This window comes from Paenibacillus glufosinatiresistens (genome assembly GCF_031470375.1).
Lineage (GTDB): Bacteria > Bacillota > Bacilli > Paenibacillales > Paenibacillaceae > Paenibacillus_AQ > Paenibacillus_AQ glufosinatiresistens.
This window is the reverse complement of the sequence record NZ_JAVFHT010000009.1, coordinates 59,350-80,139: the sequence shown is the minus strand read 5'-3', so window position 1 is coordinate 80,139 and position 20,790 is coordinate 59,350. Positions and strand designations below refer to the sequence as shown.

17 protein-coding genes are annotated in these 20,790 nt (G+C 58.3%); 2 read left to right on the top strand and 15 right to left on the bottom strand.

Annotation, left to right across the window (positions count from 1 at the left end; all coding sequences use genetic code 11):
• The first annotated feature begins 26 nt into the window (after positions 1-26).
• A complete protein-coding gene (locus RBI05_RS11715) occupies positions 27-1,802 on the top strand; it encodes an ABC transporter ATP-binding protein (RefSeq protein WP_310551245.1) in 1,776 nt (591 codons plus the stop codon).
• Complete coding sequence (locus RBI05_RS11710) at positions 1,789-3,564, top strand: ABC transporter ATP-binding protein (RefSeq protein ID WP_310551244.1); 1,776 nt, start codon at positions 1,789-1,791, stop codon at positions 3,562-3,564. Before RBI05_RS11715 ends, RBI05_RS11710 begins: the two co-directional genes overlap by 14 nt.
• A gap of 280 nt (positions 3,565-3,844) precedes the next feature.
• Here the strand turns inward: RBI05_RS11710 and RBI05_RS11705 are convergent, their stop codons facing one another.
• The 15 genes from RBI05_RS11705 to glf all read right to left on the bottom strand — a co-directional run bounded on the left by RBI05_RS11705 (position 3,845) and on the right by glf (position 20,688).
• The gene (locus RBI05_RS11705; RefSeq protein ID WP_310551243.1) at positions 3,845-4,930 is read right to left on the bottom strand and encodes a hypothetical protein; all 1,086 of its coding nucleotides are present in this window, start codon (positions 4,928-4,930) and stop codon (positions 3,845-3,847) included.
• Complete coding sequence (locus RBI05_RS11700) at positions 4,914-5,459, bottom strand: RNA polymerase sigma factor (protein ID WP_310551242.1); 546 nt, start codon at positions 5,457-5,459, stop codon at positions 4,914-4,916. Before RBI05_RS11700 ends, RBI05_RS11705 begins: the two co-directional genes overlap by 17 nt.
• A 126-nt stretch (positions 5,460-5,585) precedes the next feature.
• A complete protein-coding gene (locus tag RBI05_RS11695) occupies positions 5,586-8,504 on the bottom strand; it encodes a glycoside hydrolase family 3 C-terminal domain-containing protein (protein WP_310551241.1) in 2,919 nt (972 codons plus the stop codon).
• Positions 8,505-8,694: 190 nt separating this feature from the next.
• Positions 8,695-9,849, bottom strand: coding sequence for an SGNH/GDSL hydrolase family protein (locus RBI05_RS11690; protein WP_310551240.1), 1,155 nt, complete (start codon positions 9,847-9,849; stop codon positions 8,695-8,697).
• Positions 9,850-9,975: 126 nt separating this feature from the next.
• Positions 9,976-11,193 (bottom strand): MFS transporter, encoded by a 1,218-nt coding sequence (locus RBI05_RS11685; RefSeq protein WP_310551239.1) that lies wholly within the window; start codon positions 11,191-11,193, stop codon positions 9,976-9,978.
• A gap of 58 nt (positions 11,194-11,251) precedes the next feature.
• Positions 11,252-11,845 (bottom strand): TetR/AcrR family transcriptional regulator, encoded by a 594-nt coding sequence (locus tag RBI05_RS11680; protein WP_310551238.1) that lies wholly within the window; start codon positions 11,843-11,845, stop codon positions 11,252-11,254.
• Between the two features lie 203 nt (positions 11,846-12,048).
• Complete coding sequence (locus tag RBI05_RS11675; protein ID WP_310551237.1) at positions 12,049-12,900, bottom strand: MBL fold metallo-hydrolase; 852 nt, start codon at positions 12,898-12,900, stop codon at positions 12,049-12,051.
• A 181-nt stretch (positions 12,901-13,081) separates the two neighbouring features.
• Entirely contained in the window at positions 13,082-13,792 is a 711-nt protein-coding gene (locus RBI05_RS11670) for an HAD family hydrolase (protein ID WP_310551236.1), read from the bottom strand.
• Between the two features lie 42 nt (positions 13,793-13,834).
• A complete protein-coding gene (locus tag RBI05_RS11665) occupies positions 13,835-14,023 on the bottom strand; it encodes a hypothetical protein (protein WP_310551235.1) in 189 nt (62 codons plus the stop codon).
• A 239-nt stretch (positions 14,024-14,262) separates the two neighbouring features.
• Positions 14,263-15,267 (bottom strand): formylglycine-generating enzyme family protein, encoded by a 1,005-nt coding sequence (locus RBI05_RS11660; RefSeq protein WP_310551234.1) that lies wholly within the window; start codon positions 15,265-15,267, stop codon positions 14,263-14,265.
• Between the two features lie 164 nt (positions 15,268-15,431).
• Positions 15,432-16,067, bottom strand: a complete 636-nt coding sequence (locus tag RBI05_RS11655; RefSeq protein ID WP_310551233.1) for a glycoside hydrolase family 11 protein — start codon at positions 16,065-16,067, stop codon at positions 15,432-15,434.
• Between the two features lie 437 nt (positions 16,068-16,504).
• A complete protein-coding gene (locus tag RBI05_RS11650) occupies positions 16,505-17,680 on the bottom strand; it encodes a DUF4317 domain-containing protein (RefSeq protein ID WP_150457928.1) in 1,176 nt (391 codons plus the stop codon).
• 124 nt (positions 17,681-17,804) lie between these two features.
• Complete coding sequence (locus RBI05_RS11645) at positions 17,805-18,548, bottom strand: class I SAM-dependent methyltransferase (protein ID WP_310551232.1); 744 nt, start codon at positions 18,546-18,548, stop codon at positions 17,805-17,807.
• Between the two features lie 251 nt (positions 18,549-18,799).
• Complete coding sequence (locus RBI05_RS11640) at positions 18,800-19,591, bottom strand: glycerophosphodiester phosphodiesterase (protein ID WP_310551231.1); 792 nt, start codon at positions 19,589-19,591, stop codon at positions 18,800-18,802.
• On the bottom strand, positions 19,588-20,688 hold the full coding sequence (gene glf, locus RBI05_RS11635; protein WP_310551230.1) for a UDP-galactopyranose mutase: 1,101 nt from the start codon (positions 20,686-20,688) through the stop codon (positions 19,588-19,590). Before glf ends, RBI05_RS11640 begins: the two co-directional genes overlap by 4 nt.
• Between the last annotated feature and the right edge of the window lie 102 nt (positions 20,689-20,790).

Genomic DNA, 20,790 nt, shown 5'->3' with positions numbered 1-20,790 from the left:
TAGAATAATAGAAATCGGGTGATCGCATGTTCCAGTTCAAATGGCTGTGGCAGAATCTGGAGGGTGACCGGGCGCGGTACATCCTGGGCCTCTGCCTCTCCGTAATCGGCTGCTCGCTGACCATTGTCAATCCTTACCTCGGCCAGCGGGTCGTCGATACCTTCCTCACCGGAGACAACGCCATGCACAACCTGACCGACCAGCGCGGACTGCTGATCGGCCTCTGCCTTGCCATGGTCGGCTTCTCCCTGCTTCGCACCGGCCTTGCCTATGTGACGGCCATGCAGTATGAAATTTCGTCGCAGAATATGCTCTATCGTGTCCGCGTGTATCTGTACAACAAAATCCAGGAACAGGATATGGCGTATTACGACCGCAACCGGACGGGCGATCTCATGACCAAGATGACGGGCGACCTCGATATGGTCCGGCACTCCATGGCGTGGATTATCAAGACGATTATCGAGTCGCTGACGATTTTTGCGGCGGCCGTGGTCTACTTCTTCACGATCGACGCCGAGCTGACGCTGTGGCTGCTGGTGCTGTCTCCGCCGATCTTCGTGGTCGCCTATCTGTTCGCGAAGCGCGTGCGTCCGATGTATATCGACCTGCGCGAGCGGCTCTCCCAGCTCAATACCACGACGCAGGAGAACATTTCCGGCAACCGCGTGGTGAAGGCGTTCGCGCGCGAGGAGTTCGAAATGCAGAAATTCAATGAGAAGAACATCAATTACTCGACCGCCAACAAGAAGGCTGCGCTCGTGTGGCTGGATTATTTTCCATACCTCGAGACCTTCGCCCAGGGATTCAACGTGATTCTGATGCTCGTCGGCGGCTTCCTCGTCATGGACGGACGGCTGACCTTCGGCGAGTTCTCCGCCTTCTCGGCCCTGGTCTGGGGCCTGTCGAATCCGATGCGCAACATCGGCATCATCATCAACGATCTGCAGCGCTTCTCGGCGAGCCTGAACAAGATTATCGAAGTGTATTATGCCCATCCCGGCATCGTCAATAACCACAGCGCCGGGAACAAGCGCCGCTATGAGGGCAAGATCGAATTCGACCATGTCAGCTTCCAATACGGCCAGTCGACGGTGCTCGATGATCTCAGCTTCACGATTCAGCCCGGCGAGACGGTCGCCATCATGGGAGCTACGGGAGCCGGCAAAACGACGCTCGTCAACCTGATCCCCCGCTTCTACGATACGACGAAGGGACGGGTGCTCGTAGACGGCATGGATGTCCGGAAGCTGGAGCTCGATGAGCTCCGCGGCAACATCGGCGTCGCTACCCAGGATGTGCTGCTCTTCTCGGATACGGTCGACGGCAACATTACTTACGGCGATCCCGAGCTGTCCGAGGAACAATCGGTGCATTACGCCGAGCTGGCCGCCGCCCATGACTTCATCGTGCGGATGCCGGAAGGCTACGACACGATTGTGGGCGAACGCGGCGTCGGCCTCTCGGGAGGTCAGAAGCAGCGCATTGCGCTGGCCCGCGCGCTGGCCGTACGGCGGCCGATTCTGATTCTGGACGATACGACCTCGGCCGTCGATCTGGAGACTGAAGAGCATATCCAGCAGAGTCTCCGCGGGCTGGAATATCCGTGCACCAAAATCATTATCGCCCAGCGCGTCTCCACGACGGCGGAAGCCGACCGCATTCTCATTCTGGAGAACGGCCGTCTGATTGAGGAAGGCACCCACGCCGAGCTTCTGGCCAAGCGCGGGTATTACTACGAAGTATTCAAGCTGCAGAACGAAGGCATCGGAAGGGGAGTGAGCGAGCATGGCACGAAATAGATTCGATGTCGACGAGGATCTGGAATCGCCGTTTGACCTGGCGCATTTCCGGCGGGCCATGGTCTATATCCGCAAGCAGAAGAAGCCGATGATTCTCGCCTTCACACTGAGCGCCCTTTCGGCTGCGATCGGACTGTCGGCTCCGCTGATTCTCCAGCATGTGGTGGATGTGACGATTCCCGAGAAGGCGCACGGGGCGCTGATCGGCTGGTCGGCGCTGACGCTGGTTACCATTGTGGTCAGCGTCATTCTGGCTACGATCCGCTCGCGGATTATGACCCGGGTCGGCCAGGACATTATTTTTGAGATCCGCAGCGATCTGTTCCGGCATCTGCAGGATCTTCCCTTTAAATATTACGACGACCGGCCGCAGGGCAAAATCCTGATCCGTGTCGTCAACTATGTCAACTCCGTGTCGGACGTTCTGTCCAACGGCATCATCAACTTCATTCTCGAAATCGTCAACCTGATCTTCATCGCCGCTTTCATGTTCGCGGTCAATGTGAAGCTGTCGCTCATTATTCTGGCCGGACTGCCGGTCTTCCTGGCCGTCATGCTGCTGATCAAGACCCGGCAGCGCCGGGCCTGGCAGGCCGTCTCGAACAAGAGCTCCAATCTGAACGCCTATCTGCAGGAGAGCATCAGCGGCATTCGCGTAACCCAGATCTTCACCCGCGAAGAGCATAACGAGGGCATCTTCACCCGGCTCGCGGCCAGCTTCCGCACGGTATGGATGCGCGCGCTGCGCTATAACCTGCTGATTCCGTTCACAGTCGACAATCTGTCCACGCTCGTAACAGCCGCCATCTTCCTGGTCGGGCTGCTCGCGCTCGGACCCGCCGAAGTCAGCTTCGGCGTCATCCTTGCCATGAGCAGCTATGCCGCCCGGTTCTGGCAGCCGATTCTCAACCTGTCGAACCTGTACAACAGCTTCATCAATGCCGTCGCCTATCTGGAGCGCATCTTCGAGACGCTTGACGAGCCGGTCACCGTCACCGACGTTCCGGGCGCCAAGGCGCTCCCGCCGGTGCGGGGCGACGTTGCTTTTGACAACGTGACGTTCGCCTACGATCCGGGCCTCAATATCCTGGAGCATTTAAGCTTCGACGTAAAAGCGGGCGAGAGCGTCGCCTTGGTCGGACCGACCGGCGCCGGCAAGACAACGGTCGTGAATCTGATCTCCCGGTTCTACAATGTAACAGAAGGCGCAATCCGGATCGACGGGCACGATATTTCGCAGGTCACGCTGCGCTCCCTGCGCAGCCAGATGGGAATCATGCTGCAGGACAGCTTTATATTCTCGGGGACGATTCTGGACAATATCCGTTACGGCAAGCTGGACGCCACCGAGGAAGAAGTGGTCGCCGCCGCCCAAGCGGTCTGCGCCGACGAGTTCATCCGCGAATTCGAGCACGGCTATCTGACCGAGGTCAATGAACGCGGCTCGAAGCTCTCCCAAGGACAGCGGCAGCTGATCTCGTTCGCCCGGACGCTGCTGGCCGATCCGCGGATTCTCATTCTCGACGAGGCCACCTCGTCGATCGACGCCCGGACGGAGCGGCTGGTCCAGCAGGGGCTGAACGAGCTGCTGAAAGGCCGGACTTCCTTCATTATCGCGCACCGTCTCTCCACGGTGAAGAACTGCGACCGGATCATGTATGTCTCGAACAAGGGCATCGCCGAATCCGGCTCGCACGACGAACTGCTGGCGAAGCGGGGGCTGTATCACCGTCTCTACACAGCGCAGAAGATGGAAGCCTGACTTCACAATTATTCTTCGCCGCCTTCATCATCTTCGATCACGCTGCCGGGGATGCAGGGTATCCGGCAGCATCAAAAAAAGCCGTCCCATTCGGGACGGCTTTTTTGGTGCGCTCCAGATATCCTGCGCTCCAGATATCCTGCGCTCTCTATCTCCGGCGCTCTCTTGGCGCGCGAGCTGCGCTCTGCTGCCGATGGTCAGCTGCCGGCTTAAGTCTGCGATCAGCCAAAATTCCCGGCTGTCTGATTATCGGCTGACGGCTGTCTTCCGTCCGCAGCCGTCAGCGCGGGTCCCAGCGTACCAATCCAAGGAGGGACCCTTCGTCAAGGTCTCTCAGCAGCACCGAGAAAGACGGCTCGCCTTTCTTCTGCAACACATAACCGCCGATATCCCGTCCGCCGTAAGCTCCGTAACCGGCTGTGTCCGTGCCGAAGATTTCCCGGATGAGCGGCCCGGCTATCTTCAGCGCTTCCTGCGCCGAACGGATGCGGAGCGTCTCTTCCGGATAATGGACCTGAAGAATCCGCATCGGCCCGTCGGTCAGCAGGACCCTATAATGCCCGTCCTCATTGGTAAACTGCCACTGGGTCGGCTGGCCCTTCTGCACCGTTCGTTCGGCTGAAGTGAAGGTCAGCGCCCGGCCGCCGGCCAGAGGCTCCAGCGCCCGGAGCGCAGCCGCTTGAAGCTCCGCATTCATGGCTTCCGGCTTGAAGGCCAGACGGCTGCTGACCACAAAGCCCGAGTCACGGTCTACACCGACATAATTGCCTTCGTTCATCTGGAAATACAGCACGGTCTCTCCGGCTCCTCTTACAATCTCCACGGTCCGCAAGCCGGTGTTCACCAGCCCTTCCTCCCGAAGCGCGGCCTCCGCCGCTTTCTTCTGAGACTTATACGCAGACGGGAGCTTGCCGGCGGCAACGGTCGCCGACAGGCTTGCAGGCTTCGGGTCATCGGGGTTGAAGATGGCCGTAACTTCGCTCTTTGACGTCCGAAGCAGCCACAACTCACTGTCCCGCAACATCGCTTCCCACTGATATTCACCCTTCAGGCCAAGCTCGCGGAGTTCCCGCTCGGCAGCCTTCCGGTAAGGGGCATCCGCTTCCGTGCCGGGCTGGGAAGCCGTCTCTGTACGGTCCGAAGTCAGCAGCCACGAACCGAGCCCGATCAGCGCTATAACCGCCAGGCAAGCCAGCAGTCCGGTCATCGCCCGGTTCATGCTGCGGGTTCGCCGCGCTCTGGCGCGCACCTGCGGCTCCCGCTTCCGCAGCTGCTCCATAATCCGTTCTTCCGCCCCGGCCGCCATCTTCTGCTCCGGGAACGCCCGAAGCTCCTCCAGCATTGTCCGTTCATCGTATGACGGCATCCTGCATGACCTCCTTGGTCTTCTTTCTCTGCCGATCCTCCGGCTCCCGCCGCAGCGCCCGGATGGCCCGGTGCAGCGTCACATTCACCTTCGATTCGCTCCAGCCTAGCACCTCGGCCGCCTCCTTGCCGCTCAGGCCCTTGATGCCGCGCAGCACCAGCACATCGCGGTAGCTGCGCCGCAGCCGCCCGATCGCTTCATACAGTGCGCGCTTGTCCTCGCCAAGCTCCAGCTCTTCTTCGGGCGTTCGATCCCGCGAAGCCACCTGACGCAGCAGCGTATCGGGCAGCCAGGCGGTCAGCCGACGCCTGCGGCTCTCGTCGATCGCCGCATTGCGGGCAATCCGCAGCAGCCAGGTGCGCGGGTTGCGCACCTGCGTCTCTTCCGCCGCATGCAGGGCGCGAATGAAGGTCTCCTGAACGAGATCCTCGGGGTCGGCCCGGCCCGTATAATAGACCAGAAAGCGGTAGACCTCTCCGCTGTACTCCCGGAACCAGCGCTCCATCATCTCTCCGGTTGATTCTTCCATCAGGTCTCCACCTCCTTCATCCTTACAGACGCAAGACCGTATCCCTATCTTACACTTTTCGTCAAAAAAACCGCTCGGGCTGGCACCCGAGCGGTTCTGTCTCTTCTCCTTGATGAATTCCGTCTGCTACGAGCAGCGGAACCCGCTAACTCTCATAGCGCCCTTCAGCACCAGACAGACATCCTGGCGGCCGGCTGCTCCGCTGAGCGCACAGGTATAATCGCGCCACTCCTGCGCGCCTGTTCCGCTCAGCCGTATTTCTCCGGCCAACCGTCCGTCCGGGCCGCCGAGCCGGACCTCAAGCGACGCCTCTCTGTCTGCCGCCGCCCGGAAGGCCAGCGCCGCTGCGCCCTCGCCGAGATCGGCGTCCCGGTAGACGGCCCAGCCGGAACCGCTGCGCACTTCAAGCGCGCTTCCGCCTTCCGTACATTCCCCGAGCTGCAGGCCTTCATAATCGTCATAGTTGACGGCACGGGTCGCCTCGTTCAGATTACGCGGCGGGATCGCTTCAGCGTCAAGCTTCAGCACAGCAGAGAGCGGCAGGCTGGCCGAAGAAGAACCGGCCAGGAATGTATAGTTGCCGGCCTCCACCCAGTAACGGTCGCGGGTTACATCCCACATCGCCAGCTCTGCCAGCGGCAGTGTGAACGTCACCTCGGCCGTCTCGCCCGGCTGAAGGAGCATGCGCCGGAATGCCAGCAGCTGCTTCAGCGGCCGCTTCACCCGGGACTGCTCCGCCCGGCCGTAGAGCTGAACCACTTCTTCACCGGCGCGCCCGCCGGTATTCGCAATCCGGACGGTCACTTCGATCTCCCGGTCTCTCTCCGCATCCGCCTCCGTCTTGTCCAGGCGGATTTCCTCGTAGCGGAAGCTGGAATAAGACAGGCCGTGGCCGAACGGATAGAGCACGTCGCCTTCAAAATACTGATAGGTCCGTCCGTGCTTAATAATATCGTAATCCATGAACTCGGGAAGCTGATCCACAGACCGGTACCAGGTCATATTGAGCCGGCCGGCCGGGTTGAACGCCCCGAACAGCACGTCGGCGAGCGCATGGCCGAGCTCCTGTCCGGCGTGAGTGCTGTACAGAATGGCCGGCACATGGGCATCGGTCCAATTCAGCGCGAACGGATAGCTGCCGATGACCACGACTACCGTGTTGGGATTGGCCGCGTATACTTCCTGAATCAGCTTTTCCTGCGAAGCCGGAAGCGTAATGTCGGGACGGTCCATCGTTTCTTTGCCGTTGATCAGCGGATGATTGCCGACAAAGACGACCGCCAGGTCCGCCTCGCTCGCCGCTCTTCTCGCCTCTTTCAGCTTGTCGGTCAGCACTTCCACTTCGAATTCGTCGGCGGCAACGGCTACCGCTCTCTCGCCCGAGACTTCCGCTGCGCCGGCTACGTTGATTTCATTCGCCATTTCAGCGGCCCTGCCGTCGCCGACCAGCAGAGCGCCCGAATTGCCGCTTACCGTTACAGGCGTACCGTTCCAGGTAGAGAAGGTTACAGTCTGCGGCTGACCGTCTACGGCGGAGATCAGGAAGACCTCCTTCGTGAACCATTCCCAGATTCGGTCGGCCGCTGCCTTCACGATCCGGTCGTCCGTCGTCAGATACTTGCCGTTCTTCTCGGCAATCAGCGTATGGCTGTCCCAGCCCCAGTCCGTCACTTCAAAAATATCGGCGTCCTCGGCCTTCTCCGCCGTCGCCGCCAGCGCAGCCTCTTCGCCTTCACCGAGCGTCACATACCGGCCCGTCTTCTTCGATTTCAGCCGGATGCGATCCGTTCCGCCTGCGAACAGCGTCTTCCGCTCCGCACGGTTGCCGGCTTCGGCCAGCTCCGCTTCGATTCCTTCCAGCGGCGTTACCGCATAGGGCAGCGAGCCGCTGTACCAATCCCGGTAGACCGTCCCGCTGAGCGGGCCGATCACGGCCACCTGGCCCAGCTGATCCGCCTGCAGCGGCAGCAGGCCGCCTTCATTCTTCAGCAGAACGGCCGCTTTGCACGCGGCTTCCCGGGAGAGCTCGGCATGTTCGGGACGCAGGATGGCCGATTCATCAATGGCCGCGTACGGGTTGCCCGCTTCCGGGTCGAATTCTCCGAGCCGGAAGCGGACCCGGAAGGTGTTGCGGAGGGCGATGTCCAGATCGCTCTCCGCAAGCAGACCCTCGGCCAGCGCTTCGCGCAGCGCCGCCTTGATGGCCTCTCCGTCGTCCGTAATGCTGTCGATGCCGCCCTCTTTGACCGAACGGGCGACGGCTTCTTTATAGCTCTCCAGATAGCCGTGATCGCGGACGGTTCCCGTCACGTCAAAAGCGTCGCTGACGACGAAGCCGTCCATGCCCCACTCTTCCTTCACCACCGCCTTCACATCCGGGCTCAGGTTGGCCGGCACGCCGTTGATGGCATTGTAGGCCGTCATCATCGACTGGGCGCCGCCTTCCTTGAACGGAATCTCGAACGCCTTGAGGTAATATTCGCGCATGTTGCGCGGATCAATGCTGACCGAAGCGTCGCCCCGGCCGACCTCATTGTTGTTGGCGATAAAGTGCTTCAGCGTGGCAACCGCTTTCAAATATCGGGGATGGTCGCCCTGAATGCCCTGCACGAGCGCAGACGCCAGCTTCCCGGTCAGTACCGGATCTTCGCCGTAGGCCTCTTCCGTCCGCCCCCAGCGCGGGTCGCGTTCCATGTCTACCGTAGGCGCCCACAGGGTCAGCCCGTTGATTTCGGGATTGCGCTTATAGAAGCCGCGCGCTTCATCGCCGATCGCGCTGCCGATGCGCTGCATCAGTTCAGTGTCCCAGGTGCATCCGAGGCCGATCGGCTGCGGATAGCCGGTGGCCTCCCCGAGCCAGGCCATGCCATGCGCCGCTTCCGTTCCGTGCTTATACGCTTTCACGCCCAGCCGTTCAACGGCGGCCTGATATTGAATCATGAGATCTACCTTTTCTTCCAGCGTGAACCGGGAGACCAGGTCATTCACCCGTTCTTCCAGAGGCAAGTCAGGATTCTGAAAAGGAAAATAGGTTGGTGCGGACATTGTCATCATCTCCTCGAGCGTATTGTAAGCGAGAACCGCAGTGAGGAGCTACCCGTATAATTAGAGGCAATATCATAGAGAATTAGAGGCGCTTTCACAGAACGGCTAAGGGCGGACGGCTAAGGGCAGAGAAAGCGGCTCGGGGTGCTGTTTCCAGCCCCCCGAGCCGCTTCGTCGTTCCTTCCCTAAGTTAACGGCCTGAACCGCTTCCCCCGCCTGCCCGCGGCAAGATCCCTCTCAGGTAGCCGGCCAGCTCCCGCGCCGCTCTCTCATGGGCGAGCCGCCCCGGATGCACTCTGGACCCCACCGTCTCCTCCGTCATATTCGGAAGCTGGAAGACGGATACGTTCCGGTCGCCGGTCCGCTTGCCGTAAGCATCGACCGCGCGGTAAATGGCAGGCATGAGTCCAAGCCCCAGCATGCCGTAGACCCAGACGATCCGGGCGCGGGGATTGCGTGAGCGAATCAGTTCAAGGAACCGTTCAATGGCCTGTTCCACGGTTCCCAGATCTTCTTCGTTATAGCTTCCATCCTCGTTCAGCCGCTGCTTGCGGCGCTCGCCGGTCGCCGGGTCCTGCCACCCGGCGTTATGAAAGGCGCCTTCGTCATTCGTTCCGAGGTTGACGATAACGGCGTCGGGCTGCCAGGAGCGGAAATCATTCGGCTCCAGCGCCCCGAGTTCCTCGTTCCTCCGGCCCGAGAGCAGCCCGCAGACCTGGTCATAGATGCGCGGCATGCGGTTGCGGGGATTATTGTCCCAGCTTGTCAGAACGCCCCAGCCGCTCTGGGACAGCACGCGGTAATCGGCGTTCAGCGCTTCCGCCGTCAGGGCGGTGTAGTTGTGCACGGCGCTGAACCAGACCGGAATCCAGTCCATCTCTTCTCTCGCGCCGATGGCGCCCTCGCCGGAGGTGATGCTGTCTCCGACAAACTCAATCTTCAGCGGCTTGTCCGCCACCGGCAGCAGGTCTCCGTCGAAGCGGAGGGCATGAATTTGAAGCAGGGCACCCGGATCTTCGCTCATCGCCTGTATGTCTTTCAAAAGGCGCACATGCTTGACGGAGCCGGCGCTCATCCCCCGGAACAGGCAGATCCAGCGGCGTCCGGCCGTCAGCATCTGCCGGCTGATTGGCGCGCCGTTCAGCAGGACGCTGATCCAGGGCTCGTACGTCTCATAATCGGCTTCTACTTCGATCCAGAGCTCGGTTCCGGTAACATTCATCTCTACGCCGCTGCCCGTCCAGAACAGCGTCAGGGGCGACCGCGAGCCTGTCGTGCGGCCATGGACCCGGACGGCTTCGGCTTCGGCCAGCGTCATTTCCTTCAGCTTCGGATTGTTCTTCATTCCTCGATTCCTCACTCATCCCAGATATAAGTCATGCGGCCATTTCCGCCGACTTCAATCCTTATGGTACTCTCCCGGCGCCATCGCTTCAATGGACGCTCTTATGCTCTTCGCAGCGGGCCGTGTTCAGGAAGAGGCCGCCGTCTTGTCCCGTCCGGTCCGCATGCTCAGCGACAGAACGCAGCAGCCCAGAAGAACCAGACCCGACAATACATACGGCAGGTTCAGGTTAAAATCGAACAGGTACCCGGCCACAATCGGTCCGGCAATGTTGCCCAGACTGGTGAACGCCGAGTTCAGACCCGCCACATAGCCCTGCTGATCCCGCGCCAGCCTCGACATTTGAGTTCCGACCGCCGGCCGCATAATGTCGATAGCCAGGAAAACAATGAAAGTAACGGCAAAGATCATCCAGAAGGCGCTCACGAGAAGCGTCAGCAGAATAAAAATTCCCGCGAACAGCAGGCAGACCGTAATTACCCGCTTCTCGCCGCACCGGTTCAGAATCCAGCTGAACGCCGTCATCTGGACGACAGCCCCCGCAATGGAGCCAAAGGTAATGATGAAGGCGATATCCTGCGGATCGAAGCCGAATTTATGATCTACGAACAGGCCGAACACCGTCTCGAAATTGGCCAAGCCGAAGGACATGACGAATACAACAATCAGACTGATAAAATAAGGCTCGCGCACAGATTGCCGCAGCTGGCTCAGCAGGCCGCCCCTCTCCTGCGGCCCCGGTTCCCCGGAAGCGGCAGCCGTGCTTACCGCAGCCGGGGCCCGTCGCGATTCGCGGAGAATCAGCAGAGTAATCAGCGCCGCCGCAAGGCCTGCGACACCCGCCGCATAGAAGGGCACCCGGATGCCGAAATCGGCAATATATCCGCCGATCCCCGGCCCGATAATGAAACCGGTCGTAATGCTGGCGTTGATATAGCCCATCCCTGCGGCCCGCTCTTCATCGGTCGTAATATCGGCGGCATAGGCCATCACCGCCGGCATAATCATCGCCGCGCTGACGCCGCCCAGCATCCGGGCGACGAACAGCAGGAGCGGAGAGGACGCCAGTCCGAACAGACCCTCGGAGAGAGCGAAGAGCACCATCCCGGAGACGATCATTCTTTTGCGTCCCAAGGAATCCGACAGCCTTCCGGCCAGCGGCGAGAAAATAAACTGGGTGAGCGAGAAGGTCGCAACCAGCAGCCCGATCAGGCCGCCGGTTATGCCCAGATCGTTCATGAACTTCGGCATGATCGGAATAATGAGACCGATGCCGGTGAACACCAGGAACAGATTTAACATCAGAATCGGCAGAGCGCCGCGGTTCTTCAAAAAAATAGACATAAAGCCTCCATCGTATTTAGAATACTGAATGATCGTTCTAGATCCATACAGACCCATCCTAGTCCCCGGCTACACCGCTTATAAAGACATCGATGGCCAGCCGATAGGCGGCCAGCGCTTCTTCCTGCCCCATCTCCCGGGTATGAAGACTGAGGCCGTACAGCAGACTGTCGAGGATGACGGCGAGCCGCGCTGCATCGCGGGGGGCGAATTCACCGCTGTCCATCCCCTGCTGCAGCAGGTTCCGGTTAAAGTTCAGGTAGCCGTTGACCATCTCCCGGATTCGCTCCTCGGCGTGCGATTCCTTGACGGTGTTGTTATAAAATTCATCGACGGCCTTCGTCAGCGGATGATTCATCTGCTGCATCGCCATATGCTCCGCCAGCCCGTACAGCTTCCCGGCAACGGTGGGGTAATCGGCCTCCTTGCTTCGCCAGACTTCTTCCCATTCCGTATCCCATTCTTCAATCAGATACAGGAAGAGCCCCTCCTTGCTCTTGAAATGGTAATAGATATTCCCCGCGCTGCATCCCGTCGCCTTGACAATGTCGTCAATCGCGGTCCTATTGTAGCCTTTCTGGATGAACAGCGGGCGCGCAGCTGCGGCAATCTTCCGGCGGGTCTCCTCGGTCTGCTGCTGTTTCTTGTTCAAGCGTTCTTCCCCCTCGAATACTGAACGAATATTCAGTATTGTAGCCGATCTGCACCTGTCTGTGCAACCCGCCCTTTCCCGGCAGCAAAAAAAGACGGAGAGTCCTGCCTCTCCGTCTTCCTGTTCCGTTGCCCTCCGGGAGCCGGACCCCGGCTCTCCGCCCGCTTTTCGCCCGCTCTCCGGCTGCCCGCCGTCAGCCTTTGCTACACGTATTTGCCGTGATCCGGCACCGCCGTCTGATCAAACGTGCGCGTAAGCCGCTCCAACCCTTCCGCCAGCTCTTCGCCGGCCATCGGCCGGCCGTGCCCCGTGATGGCCATCGCTGGCCGCAGCGCCGCCAGCCGCAGCGCCGATTCACGGGCTGCCTTCCAGTCGGTCGTAAAATACCGCGGCGGACCGCACACCTCGGTCTTCTGGACCAGCACCTTGTACAGCGAATCCTGCCTTACGGTAATAAAAGCGTCGCCGGCGATCAGCGCCCGGTCAGCTTCCCGGAACAGCGCGACCTGCCCCGGCGCATGGCCGGGGGTATGAATCCAGCGAAAGCCCGGAAGATGGGGCACTGTCCCGTCTTCCGGAAGCGCCTGGATCCGGCTGCCCAGTTGAATCGGTTCGTTGGGGAAGACCGAGGAAATTTTGGCCAGAATCCCGCCCTCGACGCTCGGGTCCGGTTCGGGATAGCTCTCTTCGCCCGTTAAGAAAGGCAGCTCCAGCGGGTGCGCGTACACCGGCACATCCCAGCGCTCCAGCAATTCCACAATCGCACCTACATGGTCAAAATGTCCGTGCGTCAGCACGATCGCATCCGGGCGGCTGCCTTTGCCGAACCGCTCTTCCGCCGCTTCCACAATGGAATCCGCCGAACCCGGCATGCCCGCGTCCACCAGCACATAGCCGGGGCCGCCGGGACGGCCGACCAGCGCAACATTAACAATCCCAACGGTATAGCCGTACAGGTCCTGCGCAACCTCCACCCCGGTACCGCTGGTGATCGAGGTCGCGGGAATCCGGTGATAATCGCTTCCGTAGCTCGGTTCTCTCGATTCTTCCTTCATGGGAATTCCTCCTTGGCCTTCCGGGCTGACTTGCGCTTAGTGTAGCCTTAGACGAGCCGGCCTATCCGGCAGGACATCCGCTCTTAGCCCATTAATAAACACATCGGGCGGTCTTGCACCAGCTTCCACTTGCCTCAACTCCCATAGCCCGGGAGACCTTGCAGTACAGCCCTCCTCCGGCTTACCGCCAGCCCGGTATCCGGCGAATATCCCCGTCCCAGATCTGATAAGCGCTCGTTACCTCCATTCCCCGGGGAGAGCTCTCGGTATGAAGGTAACAACCGTCGATGCCGGCTCTTCGCGCCCCCTCCAGATCGGTGCGCGGGTCGTTGCCGACCATCAGCGCTGAGGTAAGATCCGCTCCGTATGTACGCTGCAAATAGCGGTAGAACAGCGGATCGGGCTTGCTCAGCCCCGCTTCCGACGAAATCGCAATGCCATCGAACTGGCCGAGAATGCCCAGCGCGCCCAGCTCCGCTTCAATGAACGTCTTCTGCCCGTTCGACAGCAGGTAGATCTTCTTCCCTTGGCTGCGCAGAGCGGTCAGCACCTCCTCTACGCCGTCGTACAGGGCCAGATGACGCATCGAGAGCGTACGGAACCACCGCACCGTCTCGTTCAGCCAGCCTGCGCTGACTTTGACGCCAAGCCCGTCAGCAACCGCTTCCAAAACTTTCTCCAGCACAAAGTCGGGATATTCGCAGCCTGACCGCAGAGCCGCCAGCTGCCGCTCCGTCTCCTCGGCTGCCCGCTTCTGCAGCGCGGGACCGGTAATCTCCATCCCCTTGTACCGGAAATGGACACTCAGCGTCTCCCACAGCCTCGGGTCGTCCTCATCGGTCCGAATGTCAATCAACGTGCCATACAGGTCAAAAATATACGTGTTGTACAAGTTCTCTCTCCTCTCCCTTGCCGTTCACTACGGGCTCTTTCTCTACTTTCGGTTCCGTTTTGTATATTGGGTATACATGAACAGCGCAGACAAAATCGCCGCAACCATGCCAAGCCCGGCCGCCGCTTCCGCGCCCATGCCGAATGCTGTGCCGATACCGGTTACCAGATTCCGCATCAGCAGCGCCACAATAATGACCATCAGCGGCCGCCAGATATTATAGCCTCTCATTTGTTGGTCTTCACTCCCGGTTGTTGGTATCTTGCTTCGCCCGTCCATTATAGCATAGGGAGCGGGCAGGCCGCCTTCGGTCCTGTGCGGAAGGGCCGCTGCCCTATGCGGATTTAAGGTGCATGCAAAAAGCCCGGCCGCCAAGGCCGGGGAATCTTTTGCCGGGTGCTGATCGCGCAGAGCGCTCCGCCGCCTGCCTGCGGGCTTACCGAATTGCCTGCTGCCGCTGTAGCGGGGCTTCATTCGCTCCTGGCCACCCGCAGTCCCTGGTCCGGTCCCAGGCCGCTCGCTTCGAATTTGCCCCGGTAGGCAATCTCGCTGCTCACCACGTCTCCGATCCAGCCGCCGCCCTTGACGATCTTCAGGCTGCCGGTATCGCCTTCCGGGTTCTCATACCAGTTCCAGCACCATTCTCTGACGTTGCCGGACATGTCGTAGAGGCCAAGTTCATTCGGCTTCTTGCTGCCGACCGGATGGGTCCGGTTATGATTGCTCTCGATCAACGGCCAGTTCCAGTCTCCCGTCAGCGGCTTGTCTCCGGCGTTCCTCCAGTACCAGGCGACGTCTTCGGCATTGCCGCTTCCGCTGTAGAGATCATCCCGGCTCTGCTGTCCGCCTCCGGCGGCATACTCCCACTCCGCCTCGGTCGGCAGCCGGTAGCCGTTGGCGCCTTCCTTGATCGTAACTTTCCATTTCACGGGATCATGATCGTTCTTGTTGCCGGGATCGGGCTTCGATTTGTCGATCCTGTATACCGGTGTATAGCCTTCCTTCAGGCTTCGCTTGTTGCAGTATTCAACCGCATCATACCAGCTGATTTCTTCGACCGGCAGCCGGTCTCCCCGGAACTGGGAGGGGTTGTTCCCCATTACTTCTGTCCACTCTTGTTGGGTAACCTCGTACTTTCCGATGTAGAAGCTTGCGACTTCCTTCCGCGTGTCGGCTTCAGCGGTGCGGGTGCTGCGCACGGCTCCTCCCTGGATGAACACCAGGCCGGAGGCCTTATCGGCGCGGGCCGAACTCTCCGTTGAATCCAGATGGTCCGGAACGGCCGAATGGCCGGGCACCTCTGAACTGCCCGGTTCCGCCGAATGATTGGAGGCGTCCGAACCGTTCGCAGGCCGGGCGCTGTTCTCCGGCCGGGCGGACTGCCCAGGCGGCGAAGATGACGCCGCATTCCCGTCCGAACAGGCGGAGATGACCATCGACAGTCCGATCAGCAGGACTAGCAGCCTTGTTCTCATACCGTCTCTCCTTCTGAGTCTATCTCTCCGCCACTCCCGGGAACAGATAAGGCCGACGGCAGTGGACCCGTTCAGCCTTATCCGCTTCATGGAGAGCGGTACTTGCCGCTCCCTCATGGCCAGCTCCAAGCGGTCAGCCGCTCTGCGCCGGCGGGAGGGCTATTTTACCACACCGTAACGTTCGAGCTGCCGCTGCTCTGGTAGCCTTCAGTCGCTACAATCTGGTAGACCCAGCTGCTGCCCGGATACATGCCCACGTTCTTCCAGGCATTGACATGATTGCCGAACGTAATGGTATTGTTCGTTCCGATCGAGCGCTTGGACTGCCGCACGCTCCAGAACTGGGTGAACGTGGCCGTTCCGTCAATGGACGGAGCATTGTAACGCGTTGCGGTGTAGATGTCATAGGTGCCGCCGTCGCTGGTCACACTGCCTTTGTAGGTTCCGGTCGGCCGGTAGGTTCCCCAGTTATCCACCACGTAATATTCGATCAGCGAGTTGCGGGTCCATCCGTATAAAGTCAGATAGGCATTGCCCGACGGAGCAAAAACACCGGCGTTGTAATTGACCACCCGGGTCGGCGAGCCGGCGTTCCAGCCCTTGCCGACGACGAAGTTGCCGGTGTCCTTCCAGTTCACGCTGTAATTGCCGCCGGAGCCGTTCGTTGCATTGACCGTTCCGCCGCCGTCCGTCCAGTTCTGCCAATAGTCCGTCGCAGCATAAGCGCTTGCAGCAAACAGGCTTGTACAACTTACCGTTACCGCCATAAGCAATGCCGAGATTTTCTTTGTGATCTTCATCCGAATTCGCCTCCTGATTTTTTAGGATGATGCATTCACCATCCGTGGAATACGTTCGTACGCGCCGATTCTTATAGGCCTGCCTTCCGTCTCCTTAAAAGAAACGGTATGTTCGCCCCTCGCCTCCTTTCAGGAAAATTATAGAAGGTAACCGCTTTCAAAACACTTAACAAATTAAAGGTGAATCCCCTGCATTTTTTACTTATCGTGGTAATTTTGCGCAGTTTGTTGCACAGGTGGATTCTATTTTTGGGCGTGATACCGCTGAGCGATTCTTAGGCACACTTCGGCTCGGAACGATATCCCTTTTGGCAAATAAAGAAATTAATCTATTAAGCATTCTGTATTTCTCCTATTCTTAGTATCTTGATCTTAAGACCCCGGTCTTTGCTCCTCCACAAAAAAACGAGGAACCCATTGGGTTCCCCGATCCCTTTCTACAACGTCTCCGTATTCAGCGTGAACCCTTCAATGACGGCGTCCTCGTCAATCTCGATCAGGATGCACCGCTTTCCTTGGTAATTGACCTGCTTCACATATTTCAGATCCTGCGGGCTGACCGAGATGGTCGCTACTTTGGTGTTGATCTTGATCGACTTTGAAGTGAACTTCGGCAGCACGCTGTTGGCTTTGATCTCGTAGTTCCGGTCATCCACAACCGTTCGGAAAGCCTGCTCCACCTTCTCCTCGGTTACATTCTCCACTCCGCTGACACTCAGCACCCGCTCGACCTCTTTAAAATCCAGCGTCGGCGGCTCTTCCTCATTCTCGTGAGATTCGATAACCTGGTGGATTTCCTCATATACCTGGGCAATCGTGGCCGCATCGAGCTGGTCCCCGGCCACTTCCTTCACAATCTCCTCAAAGATCGTCCGTTCCTCCTGGGCCGTCACCGTCTTCTCCGCATTCAAAATCTGATCGATAAAATGCGGGTTCGGCTCATTGGCTCGGCCCGAGCAGTACAGCACCCGATTCACATCCGAATAGCCGTCCGTTACGCTGGGATAAAAAAATCCTTGCTCCGGCGCGCTCAGCTTGATGATCGGGTCCACGATGACATTGTACTTGAACTCGCGCTCCACATAGTCGAACATCAGCGACTTCCGCTGCTCCTCGGTCGAATTCACGCTGCAGAGAATGAAGGGATTGGCGAACACCTCGTCCTTGCCGCTCTCCTCCGACTCCTCGCTGCGCTTCTTGGTTGGCCGGAAATACTGTCCCCGTACAAAGGTCACCACCATGTCTTTGGCATACCGGGTGTCTGCCAGCATTTTGTCGACAAGCAGCATCATCAGATCATGCCATTCATCCGGGTCCCCGGTAACAAGCCCTTGATGAAGCAGTACCCGGCTCGGGTCCTTGACGTCTTCCTCCGCCTCCTGGAACTTCAGCTCGAAGAGCTTCTGATCCAGCTCGCCGGTCAGCAGCTTCTTGAAGTTCCCCATATAGAGTTCCTGCTTCTCCCGGTCCAGCATCGCGAACGGCTGCCGCTCGAAATGGTAGATTTCGCTGCTGTCCTTCATGATGTACACATTCAAAATGTCATACAGCTTCAGCATCTCGTGGTCCAGCTTGAACTGCTTGCGAATATGGGCAATTTCTTTTTTAATCATCGTCCGTTCCTACACTCCCAATGAATCGAATTATGCTCCCTTCTATCATAACAAAAAAAGCCGCAGGCTTGCCTGATCGGCTGATTAAAAAAGGGAATTGCCTTTGACGGCAATCCCCGTTCTTTTATTCCTTGACGGCGACGGCCATAATCTCGATCTCATCCAGACCGATGCTCCGCCGCTTGCTCCATTCGCCCAGAGCGCCGCCCCAAATATTCTCCACTTTCAACCCTGCTTCGGCGAACATCGCCTTCAGTTCAAAAGGGAAATATCGGCGTTCCTTCACTTCGACCCGCTTCTTTCCCTCCGGCAGCTCCCATTCGTCCTCGTAGTGCTCCACCAACGTCACCGGATCGAACCGGCCGGAAGCGACATCCTCCTGGGTCAGACTCCGGATTCTGGCGTAGGCATTCAGCGTCGTCAGGATCATCCGTCCTCCGGGCTTCAGCCCTTCGGAAATGTGGGCCAGAATGGCCGCGTCGTGGGCGATGGGCTCCTCTTCTCTGCCGACCAGCCCAAAGGCCCCTTCGCAGAGACAGATGACCGCATCGAAGGTTCGGGCAGGAACATAGGCTGCCGCATCCGCCTGAACCCACTCCACCTCCACCTCCTCTTCCGCCGCTCTCCTGCGGGCTTCCGCCAGCATGCCCGACGAAATATCCACACCGGTAACCCGGTACCCCCGTCCGGCCAGCTCGACCGCATGTCTTCCTGTACCGCAGCCGATATCAAGCACCCGACTCCCCGGCGCAAGCTGCAGCTCTTCGACGACAAAGTCCACTTCCGAAACAGTGTTCTTCGTAAAGCCGTTATTCATATAGTGAGGGGCATGTGCATCAAAGAAAGCTTCCCAATTGTTTTTGCTCAATTCTCTAACCTCCATGTATGGAAACCACAGAAGCACCTCATATGTATCCATACAGCTTCCGCAGCTTAGCTATTTCGATTCCCTGCTTGAGTGTGTTCCTTCCGACTTATCATCCTGCATCGCTCCCTTTGATTCAGATAAACCGAGTATAGCAAGCGGCCGAAGGCCCTGCCATGGAAAGAATGATTATAGTTATCTTACCAATAGAGGTTGTCAGCCAACATTACAAGCCGAACAAGCGGAACTAGAGTTCAATCTCTTAAAAGAACGGAGATTTCCTTTGCCCAGTCAATTCTGTTCACCATAACAGCATCAACATCCAATTCCATGGCCAGCTTGAGATCATCTTCATGCGTGACCGTCCACGGACGGAGCAGTACGCCCCGCCGGCGACAGTCTTCCGCTAGCAACGGATGGCGCAGCATGGCTACATAGGGATGGAGCGCTTCCGCTCCGACCTTCTCGCACTGCTCCGCAGTAACCAGTATTTCTCCGCCGCAGAGCAGCGCCGTCCTGGAGGAAGGATTAAGCCGCTTCACTTGCTGTATAGAGTAATGGTTGAATGACGACCATACGATCCGTTCTGCCATTCCCTGCTTCTGCACTTGCTTCAGCGCCAATTCTTCAATTCCTTCATAATAAATCAGACCTGTCTTCAGCTCAATATTGAGGGTCAGCCCTGTTGGCTCCAGCAGTTCCAGCACTTCCGATAGCGTAGGCACTTCCATAAACAACGGCTTGGACCGCCCGCTCTTATTGAAGTTGAGCTTCTTGATCTCGGCGAGTGTCATATCCTTCACCCATCCGTGCCCATTGCTCGTTCGATCAACCGTTTCGTCGTGAATGACGACGATTTCCTTATCCTTGGTAAGCTGTATATCCAGCTCTACTCCGTCCGCCCCCATTTCAACAGCCCGTTGAAATCCTTCCAGTGTATTCTCCGGGGCAGAGGAGTAGGCTCCGCGATGACCCCATATCTTCATAGCATCCATTTCTCCTTTCTTCGTCGATGCTGCCTGCTTAGATAACAAGGAGATATTCAAGCTCCCTCCAACTCTCTTCTCGCCAGATCGAGCGCGTTGCGGACAATCTGCCACATATCATAATATTTATACTCGGCCAGTCTTCCGCCAAAGATAACGTTCTCTTCCCGCTCGGCAAGCGCCTTGTAATTCAGGTAACGGGCATTGTTGCTGGAGTCGTTAACCGGATAATAGGGCTCGTCCCCCGGTTCGTATTCTTTGGAATATTCACGTGTAACGACCGTTTTGGGCTGGGTGCCAAATTCAAAGTGCTTATGTTCGATGATGCGGGTAAACGGCGTCTCTTCGTCGGTATAATTCACGACCGCGTTGCCCTGAAAGTTCGACTTATCCAGAATCTCCGTATCGAATCGCAGCGTGCGGTACTCCAGCGGTCCGAATTGGTATCCGTAGAACTCATCCAGCATTCCCGTGTAGACCGTCTTCTCGGCCAGGCCGTCGAAGTACTTTCTCTCGGCAAAATAGTCCGTATTCAGCCTGACTTCGCTTCCTTCAAGCAGCTTCTCGATCATCGGCGTATAGCCGCCGACCGGAATTCCCTGATACTGGTCGTTAAAATAATTGTTGTCCCATGTGAAGCGGACCGGAAGCCGCTTGATAATAAAGGCCGGCAGGTCCTTGCAGGCGCGGCCCCATTGCTTCTCGGTATAGCCTTTGATCAGCTTCTCGTAGATATCGCGTCCCACAAGAGAAAGCGCCTGTTCCTCCAGATTCTGCGGCTCCTCGCCTTTCAGTCGCTGCGACTCGATGATTGCTTCGGCTTCGGACGGATCGGACACGCCCCATAAGCGGTAGAAGGTATTCATATTGAACGGCAGGTTATACATCTCACCCTTGAAATTCGCAATAGGCGAGTTCGTATACCGGTTGAACATAGCCAGCTGATTCACATAGTCCCACACTTCTTTATCATTGGTATGAAAAATATGCGCTCCATATTTGTGAACCTGAATCCCTTCCGTCTGTTCCGTATAAATGTTGCCTCCGATATGAGGACGTTTATCAATCACCAGACAGGTACGGCCGCGCTTCGTCGCTTCGTGCGCGAACACCGCGCCGAAAGGTCCTGCACCGACGATTAAGTAATCATACTTCATAGCATTCCTACCGCCTTCTTGGATTGTTCAAGCCACAGCCTGCCTTTTCGGAGACTGATCATAGTTCTTCCAAAATGCACAGCTCAGTCAATCTGGCGCAGA

Excerpts from the sequence above, each read along its gene's own strand:
- RBI05_RS11715 (WP_310551245.1), top strand. The coding sequence starts at position 27 with ATGTTCCAGTTCAAATGGCTGTGGCAGAATCTGGAGGGTGACCGGGCG.
- RBI05_RS11710 (WP_310551244.1), top strand. The coding sequence starts at position 1,789 with ATGGCACGAAATAGATTCGATGTCGACGAGGATCTGGAATCGCCGTTT.
- RBI05_RS11705 (WP_310551243.1), bottom strand. The coding sequence starts at position 4,930 with ATGCCGTCATACGATGAACGGACAATGCTGGAGGAGCTTCGGGCGTTC.
- RBI05_RS11700 (WP_310551242.1), bottom strand. The coding sequence starts at position 5,459 with ATGGAAGAATCAACCGGAGAGATGATGGAGCGCTGGTTCCGGGAGTAC.
- RBI05_RS11695 (WP_310551241.1), bottom strand. The coding sequence starts at position 8,504 with ATGTCCGCACCAACCTATTTTCCTTTTCAGAATCCTGACTTGCCTCTG.
- RBI05_RS11690 (WP_310551240.1), bottom strand. The coding sequence starts at position 9,849 with ATGAAGAACAATCCGAAGCTGAAGGAAATGACGCTGGCCGAAGCCGAA.
- RBI05_RS11685 (WP_310551239.1), bottom strand. The coding sequence starts at position 11,193 with ATGTCTATTTTTTTGAAGAACCGCGGCGCTCTGCCGATTCTGATGTTA.
- RBI05_RS11675 (WP_310551237.1), bottom strand. The coding sequence starts at position 12,900 with ATGAAGGAAGAATCGAGAGAACCGAGCTACGGAAGCGATTATCACCGG.
- RBI05_RS11665 (WP_310551235.1), bottom strand. The coding sequence starts at position 14,023 with ATGAGAGGCTATAATATCTGGCGGCCGCTGATGGTCATTATTGTGGCG.
- RBI05_RS11660 (WP_310551234.1), bottom strand. The coding sequence starts at position 15,267 with ATGAGAACAAGGCTGCTAGTCCTGCTGATCGGACTGTCGATGGTCATC.
- RBI05_RS11655 (WP_310551233.1), bottom strand. The coding sequence starts at position 16,067 with ATGAAGATCACAAAGAAAATCTCGGCATTGCTTATGGCGGTAACGGTA.
- RBI05_RS11650 (WP_150457928.1), bottom strand. The coding sequence starts at position 17,680 with ATGATTAAAAAAGAAATTGCCCATATTCGCAAGCAGTTCAAGCTGGAC.
- glf (WP_310551230.1), bottom strand. The coding sequence starts at position 20,688 with ATGAAGTATGATTACTTAATCGTCGGTGCAGGACCTTTCGGCGCGGTG.